The sequence below is a fragment of the Dyella acidisoli genome (assembly GCF_030160295.1).
Taxonomy (GTDB): Bacteria; Pseudomonadota; Gammaproteobacteria; order Xanthomonadales; family Rhodanobacteraceae; genus Dyella_B; species Dyella_B acidisoli.
The window spans coordinates 76,245-93,972 of sequence record NZ_BSOB01000061.1 but is presented as its reverse complement, the minus strand read 5'-3'; the positions used below and the strand labels follow the sequence as shown (position 1 = coordinate 93,972).

21 protein-coding genes are annotated in these 17,728 nt (G+C 60.8%); 13 read left to right on the top strand and 8 right to left on the bottom strand.

The annotated features are described in order from the left end of the window. Positions 1-60: 60 nt before the first annotated feature. The 7 genes from QQJ86_RS21185 to QQJ86_RS21155 all read right to left on the bottom strand — a co-directional run bounded on the left by QQJ86_RS21185 (position 61) and on the right by QQJ86_RS21155 (position 4,626). On the bottom strand, positions 61-492 hold the full coding sequence (locus QQJ86_RS21185; protein ID WP_284322968.1) for a YgfX family protein: 432 nt from the start codon (positions 490-492) through the stop codon (positions 61-63). Continuing rightward, entirely contained in the window at positions 464-712 is a 249-nt protein-coding gene (locus tag QQJ86_RS21180; RefSeq protein WP_284322967.1) for an FAD assembly factor SdhE, read from the bottom strand. The genes QQJ86_RS21185 and QQJ86_RS21180 overlap by 29 nt, the downstream gene beginning before the upstream one ends. Before the next feature lie 166 nt (positions 713-878). Then, positions 879-1,661: a succinate dehydrogenase iron-sulfur subunit gene (locus QQJ86_RS21175; protein WP_284322966.1), complete on the bottom strand. Its 783-nt coding sequence runs from the start codon at positions 1,659-1,661 to the stop codon at positions 879-881. Between the two features lie 21 nt (positions 1,662-1,682). After that, on the bottom strand, positions 1,683-3,470 hold the full coding sequence (sdhA, locus tag QQJ86_RS21170) for a succinate dehydrogenase flavoprotein subunit (RefSeq protein ID WP_284322965.1): 1,788 nt from the start codon (positions 3,468-3,470) through the stop codon (positions 1,683-1,685). A 5-nt stretch (positions 3,471-3,475) separates the two neighbouring features. Beyond that, on the bottom strand, positions 3,476-3,871 hold the full coding sequence (gene sdhD / locus QQJ86_RS21165) for a succinate dehydrogenase, hydrophobic membrane anchor protein (protein WP_284322964.1): 396 nt from the start codon (positions 3,869-3,871) through the stop codon (positions 3,476-3,478). Further along, positions 3,868-4,263 (bottom strand): succinate dehydrogenase, cytochrome b556 subunit, encoded by a 396-nt coding sequence (gene sdhC / locus QQJ86_RS21160; RefSeq protein WP_284322963.1) that lies wholly within the window; start codon positions 4,261-4,263, stop codon positions 3,868-3,870. Before sdhC ends, sdhD begins: the two co-directional genes overlap by 4 nt. A gap of 105 nt (positions 4,264-4,368) precedes the next feature. Next, the gene (locus QQJ86_RS21155) at positions 4,369-4,626 is read right to left on the bottom strand and encodes a DUF1674 domain-containing protein (RefSeq protein ID WP_284322962.1); all 258 of its coding nucleotides are present in this window, start codon (positions 4,624-4,626) and stop codon (positions 4,369-4,371) included. A gap of 36 nt (positions 4,627-4,662) precedes the next feature. On the opposite strand from QQJ86_RS21155, the gene ygfZ reads away from it, so the two are divergent. Beyond that, positions 4,663-5,466, top strand: a complete 804-nt coding sequence (ygfZ, locus tag QQJ86_RS21150; protein ID WP_284322961.1) for a CAF17-like 4Fe-4S cluster assembly/insertion protein YgfZ — start codon at positions 4,663-4,665, stop codon at positions 5,464-5,466. 443 nt (positions 5,467-5,909) lie between these two features. Then, the gene (locus QQJ86_RS21145) at positions 5,910-6,344 is read left to right on the top strand and encodes a cell wall hydrolase (RefSeq protein ID WP_284322960.1); all 435 of its coding nucleotides are present in this window, start codon (positions 5,910-5,912) and stop codon (positions 6,342-6,344) included. Between the two features lie 77 nt (positions 6,345-6,421). Here QQJ86_RS21145 and QQJ86_RS21140 read toward each other — a convergent pair whose 3' ends face one another. Next, positions 6,422-6,892, bottom strand: coding sequence for an outer membrane lipoprotein (locus QQJ86_RS21140; RefSeq protein WP_284322959.1), 471 nt, complete (start codon positions 6,890-6,892; stop codon positions 6,422-6,424). Between the two features lie 142 nt (positions 6,893-7,034). Between QQJ86_RS21140 and QQJ86_RS21135 the strand changes: the two genes are divergently transcribed. From QQJ86_RS21135 to ccmB, 11 genes are all read left to right on the top strand, one after another. Beyond that, a complete protein-coding gene (locus QQJ86_RS21135) occupies positions 7,035-7,805 on the top strand; it encodes a TatD family hydrolase (protein ID WP_284323136.1) in 771 nt (256 codons plus the stop codon). A gap of 51 nt (positions 7,806-7,856) precedes the next feature. Then, complete coding sequence (locus tag QQJ86_RS21130; protein ID WP_284322958.1) at positions 7,857-8,501, top strand: MarR family winged helix-turn-helix transcriptional regulator; 645 nt, start codon at positions 7,857-7,859, stop codon at positions 8,499-8,501. Beyond that, entirely contained in the window at positions 8,498-10,030 is a 1,533-nt protein-coding gene (locus QQJ86_RS21125; protein WP_284322957.1) for an efflux transporter outer membrane subunit, read from the top strand. Before QQJ86_RS21130 ends, QQJ86_RS21125 begins: the two co-directional genes overlap by 4 nt. Positions 10,031-10,032: 2 nt before the next feature. After that, positions 10,033-11,208, top strand: a complete 1,176-nt coding sequence (locus tag QQJ86_RS21120; RefSeq protein ID WP_284322956.1) for an HlyD/EmrA/EmrK family protein — start codon at positions 10,033-10,035, stop codon at positions 11,206-11,208. A 167-nt stretch (positions 11,209-11,375) separates the two neighbouring features. After that, entirely contained in the window at positions 11,376-12,932 is a 1,557-nt protein-coding gene (locus QQJ86_RS21115; RefSeq protein WP_284323135.1) for a DHA2 family efflux MFS transporter permease subunit, read from the top strand. Positions 12,933-13,009: 77 nt separating this feature from the next. After that, entirely contained in the window at positions 13,010-13,522 is a 513-nt protein-coding gene (phaR, locus tag QQJ86_RS21110) for a polyhydroxyalkanoate synthesis repressor PhaR (protein WP_284322955.1), read from the top strand. Between the two features lie 73 nt (positions 13,523-13,595). After that, the gene (gene phbB, locus QQJ86_RS21105) at positions 13,596-14,357 is read left to right on the top strand and encodes an acetoacetyl-CoA reductase (protein ID WP_284322954.1); all 762 of its coding nucleotides are present in this window, start codon (positions 13,596-13,598) and stop codon (positions 14,355-14,357) included. A 228-nt stretch (positions 14,358-14,585) separates the two neighbouring features. Next, on the top strand, positions 14,586-15,956 hold the full coding sequence (locus tag QQJ86_RS21100) for an FAD-dependent oxidoreductase (protein WP_284322953.1): 1,371 nt from the start codon (positions 14,586-14,588) through the stop codon (positions 15,954-15,956). Next, positions 15,949-16,383, top strand: a complete 435-nt coding sequence (locus QQJ86_RS21095) for a DUF3293 domain-containing protein (RefSeq protein WP_284322952.1) — start codon at positions 15,949-15,951, stop codon at positions 16,381-16,383. Before QQJ86_RS21100 ends, QQJ86_RS21095 begins: the two co-directional genes overlap by 8 nt. Positions 16,384-16,404: 21 nt before the next feature. After that, a complete protein-coding gene (gene ccmA / locus QQJ86_RS21090; RefSeq protein WP_284323134.1) occupies positions 16,405-17,040 on the top strand; it encodes a cytochrome c biogenesis heme-transporting ATPase CcmA in 636 nt (211 codons plus the stop codon). After that, positions 17,033-17,728: a heme exporter protein CcmB gene (gene ccmB, locus QQJ86_RS21085; RefSeq protein ID WP_284322951.1), complete on the top strand. Its 696-nt coding sequence runs from the start codon at positions 17,033-17,035 to the stop codon at positions 17,726-17,728. Before ccmA ends, ccmB begins: the two co-directional genes overlap by 8 nt.

Here is a 17,728-nt window from a genome sequence, read left to right as displayed (position 1 = left end):
GGTGCAAACCCCAACATTGCCATCTATGTACATGCCGGATGTTGGGGTTTGCACCCCAATCTACGCACGCTCCTCGCTGTCATTGGCCAAAACGGCCAGGCGCATACGCAAACGCCTGCGAATATCAGCATCGCTGTTGTCCGGCATCAGCCATAGCGTGAGCTTGCCGTAGCGCCCGCTGACCAATCGCAGCAGGACCACTTGGCGCATGACACGGAACGAGGCAAGCGTTGCCGCATCATCCGCGCCATCCAGGCCACGCAGCGTCCAACCGCTGCGGCCCGCCCAGCCCACTGCATAAATCGGCAGCCTCAGGCGACGAACGGCGTGGACGCACAGCACGATTGAAACCAACGCCAGCGCGATGCGTACCGGCAAGGGTGCACCCGACACCAGAATAGCCGCCACAGCAAGCGCCGTAATACCGATGAACAAGTACGGTACCCAGCGCGAAGGCCGGTATTCAAAGCCGATGGCGGGTGCGGATGTCATCGATGATGGCCTGCCAATCGGCGCGCGGTGGCTTGGCGTGGCCCATGACCCAGTCCCACAGGTCTGGGTCTTGCACGTCGAGTAGTTCGTCGAAGGCCTGTTGCAGGGCTGCGTCCGCAGTGGGAAACGAGGTTTCCAGCCAGCCACCGAACAATGCATCGAGTTCGCGCGTGCCTCGGCGGGTGCGCCAACGTAGGCGTTTAAGGCGGGCTTCGTCCATCTATCTAACCCTTCGAGCAGCCCGTACACCTAAAGGCCGTCATTCCCGCGCAAGCGGGAATCCATATTGCTCCCTGGCGAAAACGGGCAATGGATTCCCGCTTGCGCGGGAATGACGGCGAGGTAAAACCAGACATGGCGCTACGCCAACCTTACTTAGGGACCAATCACGCCGACCGCCGCGCCACCAGCAGCTTCTTGATCTCCGCAATCGCCTTCGCCGGATTCAAACCCTTCGGGCAAGTGCGTGCGCAGTTCATGATGGTGTGGCAGCGATACAGCTTGAACGGATCTTCCAGATCATCCAGGCGTGCACCGGTATCTTCGTCGCGTGAGTCGACGATCCAGCGATAAGCCTGCAGCAGGATCGCCGGGCCCAGGTAACGGTCACCGTTCCACCAGTAGCTCGGACAGCTCGTGGAGCAGCACGCACACAGGATGCACTCGTACAAGCCGTCGAGCTTCTTGCGATCTTCCGGCGACTGCAGACGCTCGCGATCAGGCGCCGCGCTCTGCGTGCGTAGCCACGGACGAATCGAGGCGAACTGGGCGTAGAAGTGCGTGAGATCCGGCACCAGATCCTTCACTACCGGCATGTGCGGCAGCGGATAGATCTTCACGTCACCCGACGCGCATTCCTCGATGGACCTGGTGCAGGCCAGCGTATTGGTGCCGTCGATATTCATCGCGCACGAACCGCAAATGCCTTCGCGGCACGAGCGGCGCAGCGTGAGGGTAGGATCGATCTCGTTCTTGATCTTCAGCAGTGCGTCCAGAACCATCGGGCCGCACGCGGCCAGATCGACTTCATACGTGTCGATGCGCGGGTTCTGGCCGTCGTCCGGCGACCAGCGATAGACGCGGAACGTGCGCGGCTTCTTTGCGTCCTTCGCCGGATAATGCTTGCCCGGCTGGATCTTGGAATTCTTGGGTAGCGTGAACTCTGCCACGATGGCCTCTCCAGTCGGTACTTAGTAAACGCGCTTCTTCGGCGGCACCACTTCGACCTCGTTGGTCAAGGTGTACATGTGCACCGGGCGGAAATCGAAGCTGACCTTGCCGGCGTCATCGACGCTGGCCATGGTGTGCTTCTGCCAGTTGTGGTCGTCGCGGTCAGGGAAGTCCTCGTGCGCATGCGCACCGCGGCTTTCGTGACGCTGCTCGGCCGAATACATCGTGGCAACCGCCTGGCCCAGCAGGTTGGACAACTCCAGCGTTTCGATCAGGTCAGAGTTCCACACCATCGAACGATCGCTGACGCGCACGTCCTTGAAAGAGTCGTACACCTGCGAAATTTTCTTGCAGCCCGCCTGCAGCGATTCGCTGGTGCGGAACACAGCGGCGTCATCCTGCATGGTGCGTTGCATGTTGGCGCGAATCTTCGCAGTTGGCGTACCGCCATTGGCGTGGCGCAGACCGTCGAAGCGCGACAGTGCCTTGTCCAACGCGCTGGATGGCAGATCCTTGTGAGCCTGACCCGGCTTGACGATTTCAGCGCAACGATGCGACACGGCGCGGCCGAACACCACCAGGTCGAGCAGCGAGTTGGAGCCGAGACGATTGGCGCCATGCACCGATACGCACGCAGCCTCGCCGATGGCGAACAGGCCCGGTACCACGGCGTCGACGTCGTCACCCTTCTTCTGTACGACTTCGCCGTGATAGTTGGTCGGAATGCCGCCCATGTTGTAGTGCACAGTCGGCAGCACCGGAATCGGCTCCTTGGTGACATCCACGCCCGCAAAAATGCGCGCGGATTCGGCGATGCCCGGCAGGCGCTCGTGGATCACTTCCGGACCGAGGTGCATCAGGTTCAGATGCACGTGATCCTTGTGTTCGCCTACGCCGCGGCCTTCGCGGATCTCCATGGTCATTGCACGGCTGACCACGTCGCGCGAAGCAAGATCCTTGGCGCTCGGAGCATAGCGTTCCATGAAACGCTCGCCCTTGGCGTTGGTGAGGTAACCACCTTCGCCACGCACGCCTTCGGTAATCAGGCAGCCGGCGCCGTAGATGCCGGTGGGATGGAACTGCACGAACTCCATATCCTGCAGCGCAAGGCCGGAACGCAGCACCATGCCGCCGCCGTCGCCCGTGCAGGTATGCGCAGAGGTGGCGCTGAAGTAGGCGCGGCCATAACCGCCCGTGGCCAGCACGACGGAATGGCCACGGAACAGGTGCAAGGTGCCCTCGTTCATGTCGAGCGCCAGCACGCCGCGGCAAACACCTTCGTCGTCGAAGATCAGATCGATCGCGAAGTATTCGATGAAGAACGTGGCGTCATGCGCCAGCGCCTGCTGATAAAGCGTATGCAGGATCGCGTGGCCAGTGCGGTCCGCCGCGGCGCAGGTGCGCTGTGCGGTGCCCTTGCCGTAGTGCGTGGTCATGCCACCGAACGGACGCTGATAGATGCGGCCGTCGTCGGTGCGCGAGAACGGCACGCCGTAGTGTTCCAGCTCAAGGATCGAAGGAATGGCCTCGCGGCACATGTATTCGATCGCGTCCTGGTCGCCCAGCCAGTCCGAACCTTTGATGGTGTCGTAGAAGTGGAAGCGCCAGTCGTCTTCGCCCATGTTGCCAAGCGCGGCGGCGATACCGCCCTGCGCCGCCACCGTGTGCGAACGGGTCGGGAATACCTTGGTGATGCACGCGGCCTTGAGGCCCTTTTCGGCCAGACCGAACGTGGCGCGCAGGCCGGCGCCGCCGGCACCCACCACGATCACGTCGTAATTGTGCTGCTGAACTTTGTAGGCTTCCATCGACCTCAGGCTCCCAGTGCGATGCGCAGCACCGCCAGCGTGCCGGCCAGCACGCACAGCACGGCGATAAACTTGATGACTACCAGAAGGGTGACTTCCTTCCAGCGGGTGTGGACGTAATCTTCGATGACCACCTGCAGGCCCAGCACCGCATGCCAGAACATGCTGACCAGGAACGCGATCAGCAGCACTGCATTCCACGGCTTGGCCACCGCAGCGCGCGCGGTGGCGTAGTCACCGTGCAGCAGGCCCAGCACCAGGATTACAAACCACACGCCCAACACAATCAGGGCGACGGCGGTGGTGCGCTGGGTCCACCAGTGACCTACACCGGACTGGGCCGAACCCAGGCCGCGTGCCCGCTTCAGCGGATTCCGCAAATCTTTCGCGTTAGCGCTCATGCGGCACCTCCGGCAGAGAGTACGTAGCCCCAGACGATCAAGGTCAGCACGAGGCTGCCGATCACCGTCAGCCAGCTCGAACGCACGAATTGGGCGATGGCATAGCCCGCGCCTGCGTCCTGCACCAAGTGACGGATGCCGTTGCACAGGTGGTAGAAAAGCGACCAGGTCCAGCCGATCATTAGGATCATGCCGAGCGGGCTGCCCATGCAGATCTTGAACTGATGGAACGCATCTTCGCCGGCGGCCAGGGAAACCAGGCCCCACACGACGATCAGGGTGCCCACGCTCAGGGCAATGCCGGTGGCACGATGCAGGATGGAGGTCACCATCTGCACTTGCCACTTATATATCTGTAGATGCGGTGAAAGCGGTCGTTGCGTCTCTGCCATGGCGGCTATCCTGGAGTGGAATCGCTGATACCCGTGCACCGCCACCGCCTTCCGCACATCGGCTACCCCGCGCCACTGATCCGTGGTGCGGATGACGCAACGGATTCAGAAGTCGATGCAGCGTCCGTTTTTTTCCCAATCGCCGTAGCGCGTGGGATCCGGCACCGGCCGCTCGTTCTGTTCCTTGCCCGGCACGGGCGAAACGGGCGTTACCCCGCGTTCCGTGTTCGCGGGTTCGGGACGGCTTGCAGGCTTGGAGGACGTGTCGGGCATGTTCGTATCGCCAAAAGCGTAATACTTGCGGCATAGCGGCACAACCAGTTGACGCCAGGCGCCGGGCGTTGCAGGCAAGATAGGAAGCACTTGCAGCTAGCCCCTGCCGCCCCCACTCCTTCGCGCATGCCGACATCTCATACCGCCCACGTCGTTTTAATGGAAGGCCCGGACGCCATCGCGTTCGCGCAAAGCCAATTTGCCAGCCAGGTTACTGCACTCGCGAATCATCGCTGGCAATTCAGCAGTTGGCTCGACGCACAAGGGCGTGTGCGCAACGTGTTTCATCTTGTCCAGTTGAGCGAAGAACGTTTGCTGATGATTCTTCGCGGTGGCGATGCAACTATTTTTGTCGATGCGTTACGTCGCTTCGTCTTTCGTTCGCGCGTCAAGCTGAGCATTCTTGAAGGTTCGCTTGCAGGCGATGTTGCGATGTCCTTGCACGATGTTGAAGTACAAGACGATGTCATTCGATTCGGCTGTGGATCGCACTCGATGTTGTTTGGTGCAAACGTCAACAGCGACAACACATGGCAACTCGAACAACTGCGCGAAGGATGGCCATGGCTTCCCAGCGCTGTATTGAACGAATTGCTTCCTCCTGCATTGTCGCTGCATCGCTTAGGTGCTGTCGCCATCGACAAAGGGTGCTACCCGGGACAAGAGATCGTTGCACGCCTGCATTATCGCGGTGGCAACAAACGTCATCTGCATCATGTTGCGTTGTCGAAGCCTGTTGATGATGGCGCATTGCTGCAACGCGAGAACAGTGAATTCGTGCGATTGCTCAATGTCATTGCAGACGCGGAACGTATCGAAGCCCTTGCTGTCATAAGCGACGAAGTGGCAGGTCGTTTCGGACAGAACGACAAACAAAATCTCAGTGATGAAGGTATTGACGTACAACTGCTAAACACTTGGCCTGCTTGACGTTTGCATCATGCTTGCCATGTTAAAGATGGTGAGCAAAATGTGAATCGAACATGGCAGGCACTTGCAAAGATCAGCTCGCCCCACTAGATTCCGCCAAACTTTTTCCGGCATCCACCAGCCCACAGGGTGCCGACATACGCGACGAACCGGAGGGGTCCGGATCGGCGCGACCCGGCAAGAAGAATGCCGGAGTACAACTCGCCGTATGCGCGAACACGCTGCAATCAGGTGCCTTATGCACGCAGCGTAAATAGCCAAGAGCTTTCCCGGTCGGCATCGGACATGTCGATCGATTCTGCCGTGTTACAGCGGCCAAACCTGCCTGCGCCACAAGTTTCGACGCCGGCAAAAGATCCTGGTGGAACGGCCTGCCCGCCCGTCCACCGCAATGGCGCTCCAGCACGCATGTGTGCAGGACGTACAGCAAACTGGAGGCAGATATGAAACTTTCCATGTTGTTGTGGCTGATGTCCGTACTGCCCCAACCGCTCGCAGACCAGACTTGTCTGGCAACCACCGTGTATCTGGAAGCTCGTAGCCAGTCCACGGTCGGTCAGATGGCCGTGGCGGAAGTTGCCATGCGTCGACGCGAACGCGGTCAGTGGGGTGGTACCGTGTGTGATGTGGTGAAAGCACCGCATCAATTCGCGCTCTCTACTACTCCACCGAATCAGGAAGTCGACAACCTCGTGGCATTCCAGAAGGCCTGGGATATCGCCGGCAAGTCGCTGGTCAATTGGCAGCTTCCCGTCGATGAGCGTCGCTTCTTTGTGCCGCATGCGGATCACTTCGCCACAGCCACCGTGGCACCAGCGTGGTCACACAATCAGCGAGCAGTCACCATCGGTGATCACAAGTTCTATTCGATCAACTGATCTGCACGTATGTGACATAAAAAAGGCCCTCTTAAGAGGGCCTTTTTCATTTGGACGTCCAGACGTCTATTTAAATATCAACGCGGATAGACCTGGTTGTTACTGATCACGACGTAATCACCAGGACGCACGCCCGGATTGGGACCCTGCGTAACCGTAGCGTACTGACCGTTGTCCATGCGCACGACGATCTGCCATGCAGGCGTGGTGCCGGCCGGCTGACTGTTGGCCTGGCCAACCTTGTTGCCTACCACGCCACCAATCACCGCACCGCCCACGATGGCGGCCGTATTGCCACGACCGTGACCAACCGTGCTGCCGAGCAAACCACCAGCCACCGCACCGATCACCGTGCCCAGGCCACTGTTGTTGCTGCCCTGCTGCTGGATATAGATCTGCTGCACCTGCTGAACCACACCGCAATTCTGGCAACCCGGGTTGCTATAGCTCGTCTGATAAGTCGTCGGCTGGGTCTGGCAACCCGATAGACCCGCAATAGCGATCAGCACTGCCGCCACCGCACCGAAATTGAACAATTTGCTTTTCACGACGACCTCCTGTGTTTTGATATGCAAGCGAACGCCGCCCGGCGAGCCTTGATGTGGCGCATTGAAGCGCTCATACGCTGAATGACGCTAGACCGGCATCGAAGCTATCAGAACAGACCCAGGATGCCGCATCATGACAGCCATGCTTACGCTTGCCGACAGCCATGTGCATCTGGACGACGCCGCTTTCGATGTAGATCGCAAGGCAGTGATCGAACGTGCCCGTGCCGCAAGTGTAAGCCTGCAGGTGATCCCCGGCGTCGATGCCGCCAGCTGGCCGCACATCCATGCGCTATGCGCACCAGGCAGTGGCCTCCATCCAGCCTATGGCATGCATCCGATGTTCCTGCCCATGCACCGCCCGGAACATCTTGCCGAACTGTCGCATTGGCTGACGACACGGCGACCTGTCGCCGTGGGTGAAATCGGCCTGGATTTCCATGTCGAAGGCCTAGATGTGGAAGACCAGCGTGAATATTTTCGACAGCAACTTGCGCTGGCGCGCGAATTCGATTTGCCAGTGATCTTGCACGCGCGCGCGGCCCTGGACGAAGTCATCGCTACCTTGCGGCGCGTTGGCGGCCTGCGTGGCGTGGTGCACAGTTTTGCCGGCAGCCAGCAGCAGGCCGAGCAGCTATGGAAACTCGGCTTTCATCTTGGCATTGGCGGACCCGTGACTTACGAACGCGCGCAACGCTTGCGCCGCATCGTTGCGAACATGCCGATCGACTACCTGCTGCTCGAAAGCGACGCACCCGATCAACCCTTGTCCACCCATCGCGGTGAACGTAACGAGCCCGCCTATGTGGCGGAGGTTCTGCAGCACGTTGCCGCTCTTCGCGGAGAACCGCTGGAAGCCGTTGCAAGCTCGACGACAGCAAATGTGCGGCGCCTGTTTGCCATTCCCGAATGATCCGTAGGTTGGGGTGAAAACCTCAACATTGCCACCTCCACAAACATAGCGATGCTGGGGTTTGCACCCCAATCTACGGTCCATATAGGTCACCGAGCCCAACTGACACTTGCAAAGCAGCCGCTATGCAGCGCATCATTTTATTTCACCAGTGAAATATGCATTGATGGAATGTCTCTAATCGACCGTATCAAGATGCTCGATGAAGGGGTTGTGGGCGTCCGCAAGCTCGTTCCTAGCGTGCCGACGGGTGTCGAGATGTGCCGGATGCTGGTGCTGATCAGTGAGAGCCTGCAGGCGGAGCTTGAACACAAGCTTCGCCCGCACAAACTCAACGACAGCGAATTCCGCACCTTGATCACGCTCTTTTCACGGCCGGACGGCACGTCCACACCGGGCGAGGTATGTCTGTTCACGTCGCTGGGCACGACCAACATGACGCGTATTGCCAACGCGCTGGTCAAGCGCGGGCTTATCACGCGTGGCCCCAGTGCCGAGGATCGACGCCGCGTGGTTATGCAAATCACGCCCGCGGGCAAACGCTTCGTGCAGAAGATGCTGCCGACGATGTTTCCGCGCCTGAAATGCATCTTTGAAGGCTTTAGCAAAGCCGACCGCAGCAGCTTGAACCGGCTACTGCGCAAGCTCGCCCATAACCTTAGTCAACTCGAACACACAGCGGGTGAACCGCCATGAATGCTGTTTTGTCTCCCACTGTTGCGCGGCTGCGTCCCCTAGCATTGCTCGCCGCGCTGAGCCTTGCCGGCTGCTGGATTCCAGCCAAAGTTCAGCATCCCGCACTGCGCGATGACGTGCCGCTGGCCGGATTGCCAACTCAGGCCGGAGCGGAGTGGCCAGCCTCCGATTGGTGGCGCAAGTACAACGATCCACAATTGGATCAGGTGATGGCACTGGTCATGAAGCAGTCGCCTGATCTGGAACAGGCGCGCTCGCGCGTGAAGACGGCTGAGCAATCGGTACGCGTTGCTGCTGCGCAGGCCGGCCTTACCATCAAAGGCAATGGCCAGCTCACGCGTCAGCGCATGAGCGACCACAGTCTGATCCCTTCGTCCTTGCTCGGTTTCAACTGGTACAACCAGGCCGACCTGAGCGTGCAGCTCGAATACGACTTCGACTTCTGGGGCAAGAAACGCTCATCAATCGAAGCCGCATTGGATCAGGCACATGCCGCCGAAGCGGAACGCAGCGCCGCCGTGCTCGCCATCCAGAACGCCGTTGCCGACGCGTATTTCAGCTTGCTGGCCGATCAAAACCGGCTACAACTCTCCGAACAAGCTGTCGCCGTACAACAACGCTTGCTGCATATTGCCGAGTTGCGCGTGCGACAAGGTGTAGATCTGCCCGACACCGTGCAACAGGCGCAAAGTCAGCTCGCCAGCGTGCAACAGATGCAAGCAACGTTGGAAGGTTCGATCGAGCTTCGCAAAGTCGTGCTGGCGGCGCTGGTGAACGTATCGCCCGCAGAATTACCGCCACTGCCACCACATCCATTGCCCGAGCTGGAAGGTGGCCTCCCCGACGATGCACGCTTGGATCTGATCGCGCGCCGCCCGGATATCGCCGCCAGCCGCTGGCAGGTGGAAGCCGCGCTGAAGCAAACCGACGTGGCTCGTGCCGATTACTTTCCTGATTTCAGCATCAACGCAATGGCCGGCCTTTCCAGCACCGATCAGGGTGCGCCGCACTTTGCAGGTTCCTCGGGCAGCAAGGGCGACCTCGGCAACCTTTTCACTGCAGGCAGCCGCGTGTTCGGCATCACGCCTGCCGTGCACCTGCCGATCTTTGAGGGTGGTCGCTTGAAGGCGAATTACGGTGCCAGCCGCGCGCAGCTTGATGCTGCCATTGCGGATTACAACGTCACCGTGACGAATGCCGCGCGCGATGTGGCCACGCAGACGGTTACTGCGCAACAAATCGCTGCACGCCGCGAAAAGCAGGATGCGCAAGTAAAAGCCAACGAAGCGCTGTTCACCTCAGCACAAGCACGTGCTGCGCACGGCACCAGGGACGCGCGCGAAAGCCTCAACGCCCAAGCACAAGTTTTGCAGCAGCGCGACCAGGCGATCACCTTGCAAGCCCAGGCCATCAGCACCGATCTGGCGCTGATCAAGGCGCTGGGTGGCGGCTATCGATCGGATGCCGCACGCACTGTGCAGTCCGCTAACGCCCCTACTCCCACTTCAAATCCCGCCGGAGCCCCCTGACCATGAGCACCACTCCCAAGGACGCCAACGACAGCGGACTTGCCGCAAAGGACCCTGCCAAGCGCAGCCGAGCGTTGCTGATCGTGGCCACGATTTTCTTACTGGCCGGGGTAAGCTGGTTCCTGCTGTGGACCTTCGTGTTTTCCACACGCGAGAAGACCGACAATGCTTACGTCGGCGGCAATCAGGTCGCGCTTTCCTCGCAAGTACCCGGTACGGTGGTGGCGATTCTTACCGATGACACGCAGCACGTCACTGCCGGACAAGTGCTGGTAAAGCTGGACCCGACCGATGCCGACGTCCGTCTACGCCAAACCAGCAGCGCACTTGCGCAAGCTGTACGTCAGGTGCGTCAGCAAAACGCTTCAGTGAACGAAGCCGACGCCACGATAGCTGCGCGCGAGGTCGATCTGCGCAAGGCTGAAGCCGATTTGAAACGACACATTCCGCTAGTAGCCGCGCAAGCCGAATCACCGGAAACAGTGCAGCATATGCGCGACAGCGTGGCGCAAGCGCAAGCATCGCTGAATGCCGCGAAAGCGCAGGCCAAGTCCGCGCGTGCGGCAGTGGAAGGCACGGATATCGCCAACAACCCGTCAGTGATGCAGGCCCGCGCGAACTTCCGCTCGGCGTGGATTGCCGCACAACGCAATACCATTGTCGCGCCTGTCAGCGGCTACGTCGCACAACGCAGTGTGCAGCTTGGCGCCAGCATCGTGCCTGGCCAGCAGCTGATGACGATCGTGCCGCTGCATGATCTGTGGATCGATGCGAATTTCAAGGAAAACCAGTTGCGCCACATCCGCATCGGCCAGCCGGTGAAGATCAGCACCGATCTGTACGGCGGCAGTGCGGAATATCACGGCAAAGTGATCGGGTTGGGTGCCGGCACCGGCAGCGTGTTCTCGCTGCTGCCCGCGCAGAACGCCACCGGCAATTGGATCAAGGTGGTGCAACGCGTACCGGTGCGCATTGCGCTCGACAACAACGAACTGGATCAGCATCCGCTACGCGTAGGCCTTTCCACTGACGTCACTGTCGACATCACCAACGACAAAGGGCCAGCGCTGGCTTCCGCCCCTGCGCAGCCGGCCGCGCAAACGTCGGTGTACGACGAGGTGGCGGCGCAAGCTGATGCGGAAGCGGAGAAGATCATTCAAGCCAATCTTGGCGAGTGATGCTCCGGCATCTTCACCATTTCCGAAACCTCCATACCGTCATTCCTGCGCAAGCGGGAGTCCATTTGCTCTAAAGCGATAGTCAAAGATGGATTGACCAGCTTTCGCTGTTGAAGAGCACCTCCGCTTCCGCGGGAATGACGACCGAGCAAGATCGCGAGACCGCCATGGCTGCCACACCCGATAACGCCACACCACTGAAGCCGTTGCACGGCACGCCGCTGGTCCTGCTGACGGTCGCCGTTGCGTTCAGCACCTTCATGGAGGTGCTGGACATGACCATCGTCAACGTCTCCGTGCCGCATATCGCCGGTAGCCTGGCGGTAAGTCCGAATGAAGGCACCTGGGCGATCAGCTCCTACTCGCTGGCCAGCGCGATCATGCAGCCGCTCACCGGTTGGATAGCGCGCCGTTTCGGTGAAGTGCGTACCTTCGTCACATCGGTACTGCTGTTCGTGCTGTTCTCGATGTTCTGTGGCCTGGCTACCAACATGCCGATGCTGGTGTTCGGCCGCTTGATGCAAGGCGCAGGCTCCGGCCCGATGGTGGCGTTATCGCTGACTTTGCTGCTCTCCAGTTACCCGAAAGACAAGCAAGGCATTGCACTGGCGATGTGGGCGATGACGGTGGTCATCGCGCCGATCTTCGGTCCGATCCTGGGTGGCTGGATTACCGACAATTTCTCCTGGCCGTGGATTTTCTACATCAACATGCCAGTGGGCATTCTGGCCGCCATCGTCACCTGGACCTTGCTGCACAAGCGCGAGACCAAGACGTTGAAGGCTCCGATCGATGTGGTGGGTTTGGTGCTGCTCGTGGCAGGCGTAGGCTGCCTGCAATTCATGTTGGACAACGGCAACGATCACGACTGGTTTGCATCGCCGTTGATCCTCACGCTCGGCCTGATCGCGCTGGTGTGCCTCACCTTCCTGGTGGTATGGGAGCTTCACGCCAAGCATCCGGTGATTGATCTGGCGCTATTCAAGCAACGCAATTTCACCGTCGGCGTGATCAGCCTGTCGCTGGGCATGTTTGCCTTCTTCGGCATCAACGTGGTGTTTCCGCTGTGGCTGCAGACCACGCTGGGCTACACCGCCACCTGGGCCGGCCTCGCGGCTGCGCCGGTGGGCGTACTGGCGTTCCTGCTGTCGCCCATCGTCGGGCGCAACATGCACAAGGTCGATCTGCGTTTACTGGTGAGCTGGGCGTTCATCGTGTTCGCCCTCACCTCGTACTGGTTTTCCACCTTCGACAGTGCCGCGTCCTTCGGCACGCTGGTGGTGCCGCGCTTCGTGATGGGGCTGGCCATCCCGTGCTTCTTCATCCCGTTGAACCAGATTTACCTTTCCGGCCTGCCGGCTGCGGAAATCGCCAGCGCATCGGGGCTGTCCAACTTCTTCCGCACACTGGGTTCCAGCGTTTCCACCGCGGTGATGGTGACGCTGTGGCAGCACCGGGGCATTGCCCACCACGCCAACCTGACCGAGTACGTTAACCCGGCCCAGCCGGGCGCTTCGCAGTACATCCAGCAGCTTTCGCACATGGGATTCGGTGCGACACAACGGCTGGGTTATATCGATCAAATCATCAATCGCGAAGGCTATACGCTGGCAGTTAACGACATTTTCTATGGCTGCGCGATTCTGTTCATCGTGCTGCTTCCGGTGCTTTGGTTCGCCCGCCCCCCCTTCGGCAGTACCGGCGGCGGCGCCATGGGGCATTGATTGCTGCACCCTTTGGTGCAGCATAAAAAGCTGAACGCCGACTGGTGCGTCGCAATACCTTCTGCTAGTTTGTGTGCATGGCACAAACAACTCGCATCATCAAGAAGTATCCGAACCGTCGGCTCTACGACACGGAGATCTCCAGCTACATCACGCTGGAAGAAGTCCGTCAGCTGGTTCTGGATGGCGAAACCTTCCAGGTACTCGACGCCAAGAGTGGCGAGGACCTGACCCGCTCCGTGCTGCTGCAGATCATTTCTGAGCACGAAGAGAAGGGCCAGCCGATGTTGTCGCCCCAGCTCTTGAGCCAGATCATCCGTTTCTATGGCGATTCCCTGCAGGGATTCATGGGGCCGTATCTGGAGCGCAGCCTGCAGGTGTTCCTCGACCAGCAGCAGCAGTTCCGCAACCAGCTCAACAGCATGATGGGGCAAACCCCCTGGGCGCTGTTGAACGAGCTGACGGAACGTAACCTGGATGCGTGGAAGAACATGCAACGCGGCTTCATGGATGCCGCCTCGCAAGCGGCCCCCTCGTCCCCGCCGGGCACGCCAGGTACGGCGAACCGCGGCCCCGCCAAGAAACCCTGACCTGTTCGGGCATGCCCATAGCGCTGCAGCACAACACGTGCTGCCGCGCGGCATGCGCTGAAGGAAATTTGTCATGAGCCTGTCAAAGTCCGCTTCGCGCGTGGCGCTGGTCACCGGCGGCATCGGCGGCATCGGCACTGAAATCTGCCTTCAACTCGCCCAAGCAGGACGTGCCGTGATTGCGGTGGATCTGGCTACTCGCAGTGACCGCATAGAAACCTTCCGCGCAAGCACTTCCGCACACAACGGCACCATCCGTTTCGAACCCTGCGACGTCAGCGATTTCAAAGCCTGTGGCTCGCTCGTTGAGCACATCGAGCGCAACATCGGTCACGTCGACATCCTGGTGAACGCTGCCGGCATCACGCGCGACACCAGCCTGCGGAAAATGGATCCGCAGCAATGGCACGAATTGATGCGTGTGAATCTTGATGGCGTGTTCAATACCTGCCGGCATGTAGTCGAAGGCATGACAGCACGTGGTTTCGGTCGCATCGTCAACTTGAGTTCGGTAAACGGGCAAACCGGCCAGTTCGGCCAAACCAACTACTCCGCTGCGAAAGCCGGCGTGCACGGTTTCAGCATGGCGCTGGCGCGCGAAACGGCGCGCAAGGGCGTCACGGTGAATACGGTGTCGCCCGGCTATTGCGATACGCCGATGGTGGCTGCAGTGCCGCAGGAAATTCGCGCGCAGATCGTGGCGGATATTCCGGTGGGACGGCTTGGTACGCCGGGCGATATCGCGCGTGCGGTGGTGTTTCTTACGGCGGATGATGCCGGCTATATCACCGGGGCAAATCTGCCGGTGAATGGCGGGTATTTCATGAGTTTTTGAAACTCGAACGAAGCCGCGAACAAGCCCCTCTCCCCTCGGGAGAGGGGTTGGGGTGAGGGTGCGATCAGCGCGCGATGAGGAACACTTGCGCAAGAAATCCACATTACGCTTCGCCCGAACCCTCACCCCCTGCCCCTCTCCCGACGGGAGAGGGGAGCAAGCCAAACCACCCTTGCAGTAAACGCCCACTTGCGGAACAGTGATGCGCTCCCTCTCACGGCACGCAGCATGACGCAGCAAACAATCACCCTGATCGGCGGCGGTTTGGTAGGCGCGTTGCTCGCGCAGCTTTTGGCGAAGCGCGGGTTCAAAGTTGAAGTGTTCGAAAAGCGCGCCGACCCGCGGCTCGCTGGTTTCATCGGTGGACGTTCCATCAACCTCGCGCTCGCCGAGCGCGGCTTGCAGGCTCTGCGCACGGCAGGCTTGGCGGGCGATGTGCTGCAACGTGCGGTGATGATGCGTGGCCGCATGGTACATCCCGTCAGCGGTACTTCTGGCTTGCAACGTTACGGCGTGGACGATAGTGAAGTAATCTGGTCGGTATCTCGCGGCGGTCTCAACATGCTGCTGCTCGATGCTGCGGAAGCGGCGGGCGTGACCTTCCATTTCGGGCAGGGTCTTGCCACGGCCGATCTCGATGCGCGCAATATCACGCTGATCGATGACAACGGCACACAACGTCAACACGATGCATCGGTGCTGATCGGCGCCGACGGTGCAGGTTCCGCCCTGCGTGCAGCGATGAACGAATACCAGCCGCTCGGCCAACGCGTAGAACCGCTCGGTCATGGCTACAAGGAACTGGAAATTCCGCCGGCAACCGGTGCCGATCATTTCGCGATCGAACCCCATGCGCTGCATATTTGGCCGCGCGGTGGCTACATGTGCATCGCGCTACCGAATACCGAAGGCAGCTTCACCGTAACGCTGTTCCTGCCCGCGCATGGCCCGCATCCCAGTTTTGATACCTTGCCGGATGCAACTGCGGCCAGCGCGTTTTTCCGCCAGGACTTTCCCGACCTGCTGCCGCTGATCCCCGACTTTGCCGCAGATTACGACGGCCATCCGGTCGGCAGCCTCTCCACGCTCTACCTTGATCGCTGGCACATTGACGGCCGCGCCTTGCTGATTGGTGATGCCGCCCACGCCATCGTGCCGTTCCACGGACAAGGCATGAATTGCGGATTCGAAGACACCGTGGTGCTGGCTGACCTGCTCGCCGAATCCGGTAGTGATACCGCCGATGCGTTCGCCGAATTCCAGCGCATCCGCAAGCCGAATGCCGACGCTATCGCAGCCATGGCGCTGGAAAATTACATCGAGATGCGCGATTCGGTCGCCGACCCACGCTACCTCGCCAAGCGCGAACTGGGCGCGCGCCTGGCCGAACGGGCACCGCAGCATTTCATGGCTCGCTATCGCATGGTCACCTTCACTCACCTGCCCTACGCCTACGCTTTTGAGCGCGGGCGTGCGCAGGACGTGCTGCTGGAGCAATTGCTGCGCGGCTCCACCAACGTTGAAGAAGTGCCGCTGGATGCCGCCGTAGCCACGCTGCACGCCACCCTTCCGCCGCTGCCACCTCTGCGTCATGGATAACGCGCTGATCGCCGCTTATCGCACCACGGATTACCGCGTGCGATTGGCTCAGGGCGGCTGGGCTTCGATTGGCATCGATGCGCCGGTGCCCTTGTCGCTGCGCGACTTGATCGGCGTGCATACCTGGGCCTTCATCACGGCGTGGAATCCCTTTTCGCAAATGCGATCGCGCGCGCAGAACCATGCTGCGCAACAAGCCTTGCTCGCAGCCTTGCGGCGACTGCTGACGACTATCGCCGTCCGCCCAGCCATCGGAGTGGGTAAAGGTTGGCGAGAACCCAGCTTCTTCGTCATTGGGCCCTCCCTTGCGGAGACCGACGCGCTGGCGCAGCAATTCCAACAGAACGCCTATGTGCACGGGCTTGCTGATGGCTACGCGCGCCTGCGCCTGAGCAGCGACCAGCCGCCGCGTGGACAAGCCGGATAGGCATTACCCACAATGACGGAGATGACCGACGCCCCCGCCACAACTCCGCTACTTGAAGCCCGTGCGCTGGGTTTCCACCGCCAGGACGAACCCGTGTTCGGCCCGCTGGATTTTCGCCTTGCTGCAGGCGAACTCATGCTGATCGAAGGCGACAACGGCAGCGGCAAGACCACCCTGATGCGGATCCTCACCGGTCTGCTGCGTCCGGAAGAAGGCGAACTGCTATGGCGCGGTGAGCCGCTCACCTGGGACCGCTGCAGCGGCGAGGTCGTGTTCCTCGGTCATCAACTGGGTCTGAAAGCAGAACTGAGTCCGCGCGAAAACCTGGCGTTCACCATCGGCCTGCACGGCCATCGCAACCAAAGCGACATCGATGGTGCACTCAGGCAGGTTGGGTTGACCGGATACGAAGATGAACCAGTACGCAAACTTTCCGCGGGCCAGAAAAAGCGCGTGGCGCTCGCACGGCTGTTGCTGATTCCCGCCGCGCTATGGCTGCTGGACGAACCCTACGCCAACCTGGATCGCTCGGGCATCGAACTGGTCGATGCCTTGCTGGAGGCGCATATCGCGCACGGCGGCGCAGCCCTGGTGACCAGCCACGGCGCAGTGCAATTCCACGGCGGCGAACCGCAGCGGATTCGCTTGCATGCTTGATACGCGCCGTCCTGGCCTCGTCCACGCATGCATGGCGGTGCTGCGCCGCGACCTCACGCTGGCGTGGCGTCAGCGCGGCGACATGATGCTCCCCGTGCTGTACGCCTTGATCGTCACATCACTGTTCCCGTTCGCGCTCGGCCCAGAGAGTGCCCTGCTGCGGCGAATCGCCGGCGGCGCAGTGTTGGTGACGGTGCTGTTGGCGATGCTGCTTGCGCTAGATGCGATGTTCCGCAGCGATATCGAAGACGGCTCGCTGGAGCAGCTGATGCTCGCGCCGCAGCCGCTGGCGTTGATGATGGGTATGAAGATTCTGGCGCACTGGCTGGCGACTGCTTTACCGCTGATCGTGATCGCGCCGCTGCTTGCAGGCATGCTGCACCTGCCGGGTGCCGTCATGCCCGTGCTGCTGGCCGCGTTGCTGCTGGCCACGCCGCTGCTCAGCCTGCTCGGCGGCATTCTGGTGGCGCTGACGGCCGGCACGCGGCGCTCTGGTATGCTGCTTGCCTTGATGCTGCTGCCGCTATGCGTGCCGGTGGTGATCTTCGCCGCCGGGGCACTGGCAGCCGCCCAGGAAGGGTTGCCATGGATCGCCCCCATCGCATGGTTGGGTGCAGCACTCGTCCTGGCCGTGGTGCTTGCCCCTCTGGCTTGCGCGGCCGCACTTCGCATAGCGCTGGATTCGTAG

Bases quoted from the DNA above. Each gene is read 5' to 3' on its own strand.
- QQJ86_RS21115 (WP_284323135.1), top strand. From the start codon at position 11,376: ATGGCTGCCACACCCGATAACGCCACACCACTGAAGCCGTTGCACGGC.
- ccmA (WP_284323134.1), top strand. From the start codon at position 16,405: ATGACCGACGCCCCCGCCACAACTCCGCTACTTGAAGCCCGTGCGCTG.
- QQJ86_RS21145 (WP_284322960.1), top strand. From the start codon at position 5,910: ATGAAACTTTCCATGTTGTTGTGGCTGATGTCCGTACTGCCCCAACCG.
- QQJ86_RS21120 (WP_284322956.1), top strand. From the start codon at position 10,033: ATGAGCACCACTCCCAAGGACGCCAACGACAGCGGACTTGCCGCAAAG.
- sdhA (WP_284322965.1), bottom strand. From the start codon at position 3,470: ATGGAAGCCTACAAAGTTCAGCAGCACAATTACGACGTGATCGTGGTG.
- sdhC (WP_284322963.1), bottom strand. From the start codon at position 4,263: ATGGCAGAGACGCAACGACCGCTTTCACCGCATCTACAGATATATAAG.
- QQJ86_RS21095 (WP_284322952.1), top strand. From the start codon at position 15,949: ATGGATAACGCGCTGATCGCCGCTTATCGCACCACGGATTACCGCGTG.
- QQJ86_RS21135 (WP_284323136.1), top strand. From the start codon at position 7,035: ATGCTTACGCTTGCCGACAGCCATGTGCATCTGGACGACGCCGCTTTC.
- ccmB (WP_284322951.1), top strand. From the start codon at position 17,033: ATGCTTGATACGCGCCGTCCTGGCCTCGTCCACGCATGCATGGCGGTG.
- phbB (WP_284322954.1), top strand. From the start codon at position 13,596: ATGAGCCTGTCAAAGTCCGCTTCGCGCGTGGCGCTGGTCACCGGCGGC.
- sdhD (WP_284322964.1), bottom strand. From the start codon at position 3,871: ATGAGCGCTAACGCGAAAGATTTGCGGAATCCGCTGAAGCGGGCACGC.
- phaR (WP_284322955.1), top strand. From the start codon at position 13,010: ATGGCACAAACAACTCGCATCATCAAGAAGTATCCGAACCGTCGGCTC.
- QQJ86_RS21100 (WP_284322953.1), top strand. From the start codon at position 14,586: ATGACGCAGCAAACAATCACCCTGATCGGCGGCGGTTTGGTAGGCGCG.
- ygfZ (WP_284322961.1), top strand. From the start codon at position 4,663: ATGCCGACATCTCATACCGCCCACGTCGTTTTAATGGAAGGCCCGGAC.
- QQJ86_RS21130 (WP_284322958.1), top strand. From the start codon at position 7,857: ATGCTGGGGTTTGCACCCCAATCTACGGTCCATATAGGTCACCGAGCC.
- QQJ86_RS21125 (WP_284322957.1), top strand. From the start codon at position 8,498: ATGAATGCTGTTTTGTCTCCCACTGTTGCGCGGCTGCGTCCCCTAGCA.
- QQJ86_RS21185 (WP_284322968.1), bottom strand. From the start codon at position 492: ATGACATCCGCACCCGCCATCGGCTTTGAATACCGGCCTTCGCGCTGG.
- QQJ86_RS21180 (WP_284322967.1), bottom strand. From the start codon at position 712: ATGGACGAAGCCCGCCTTAAACGCCTACGTTGGCGCACCCGCCGAGGC.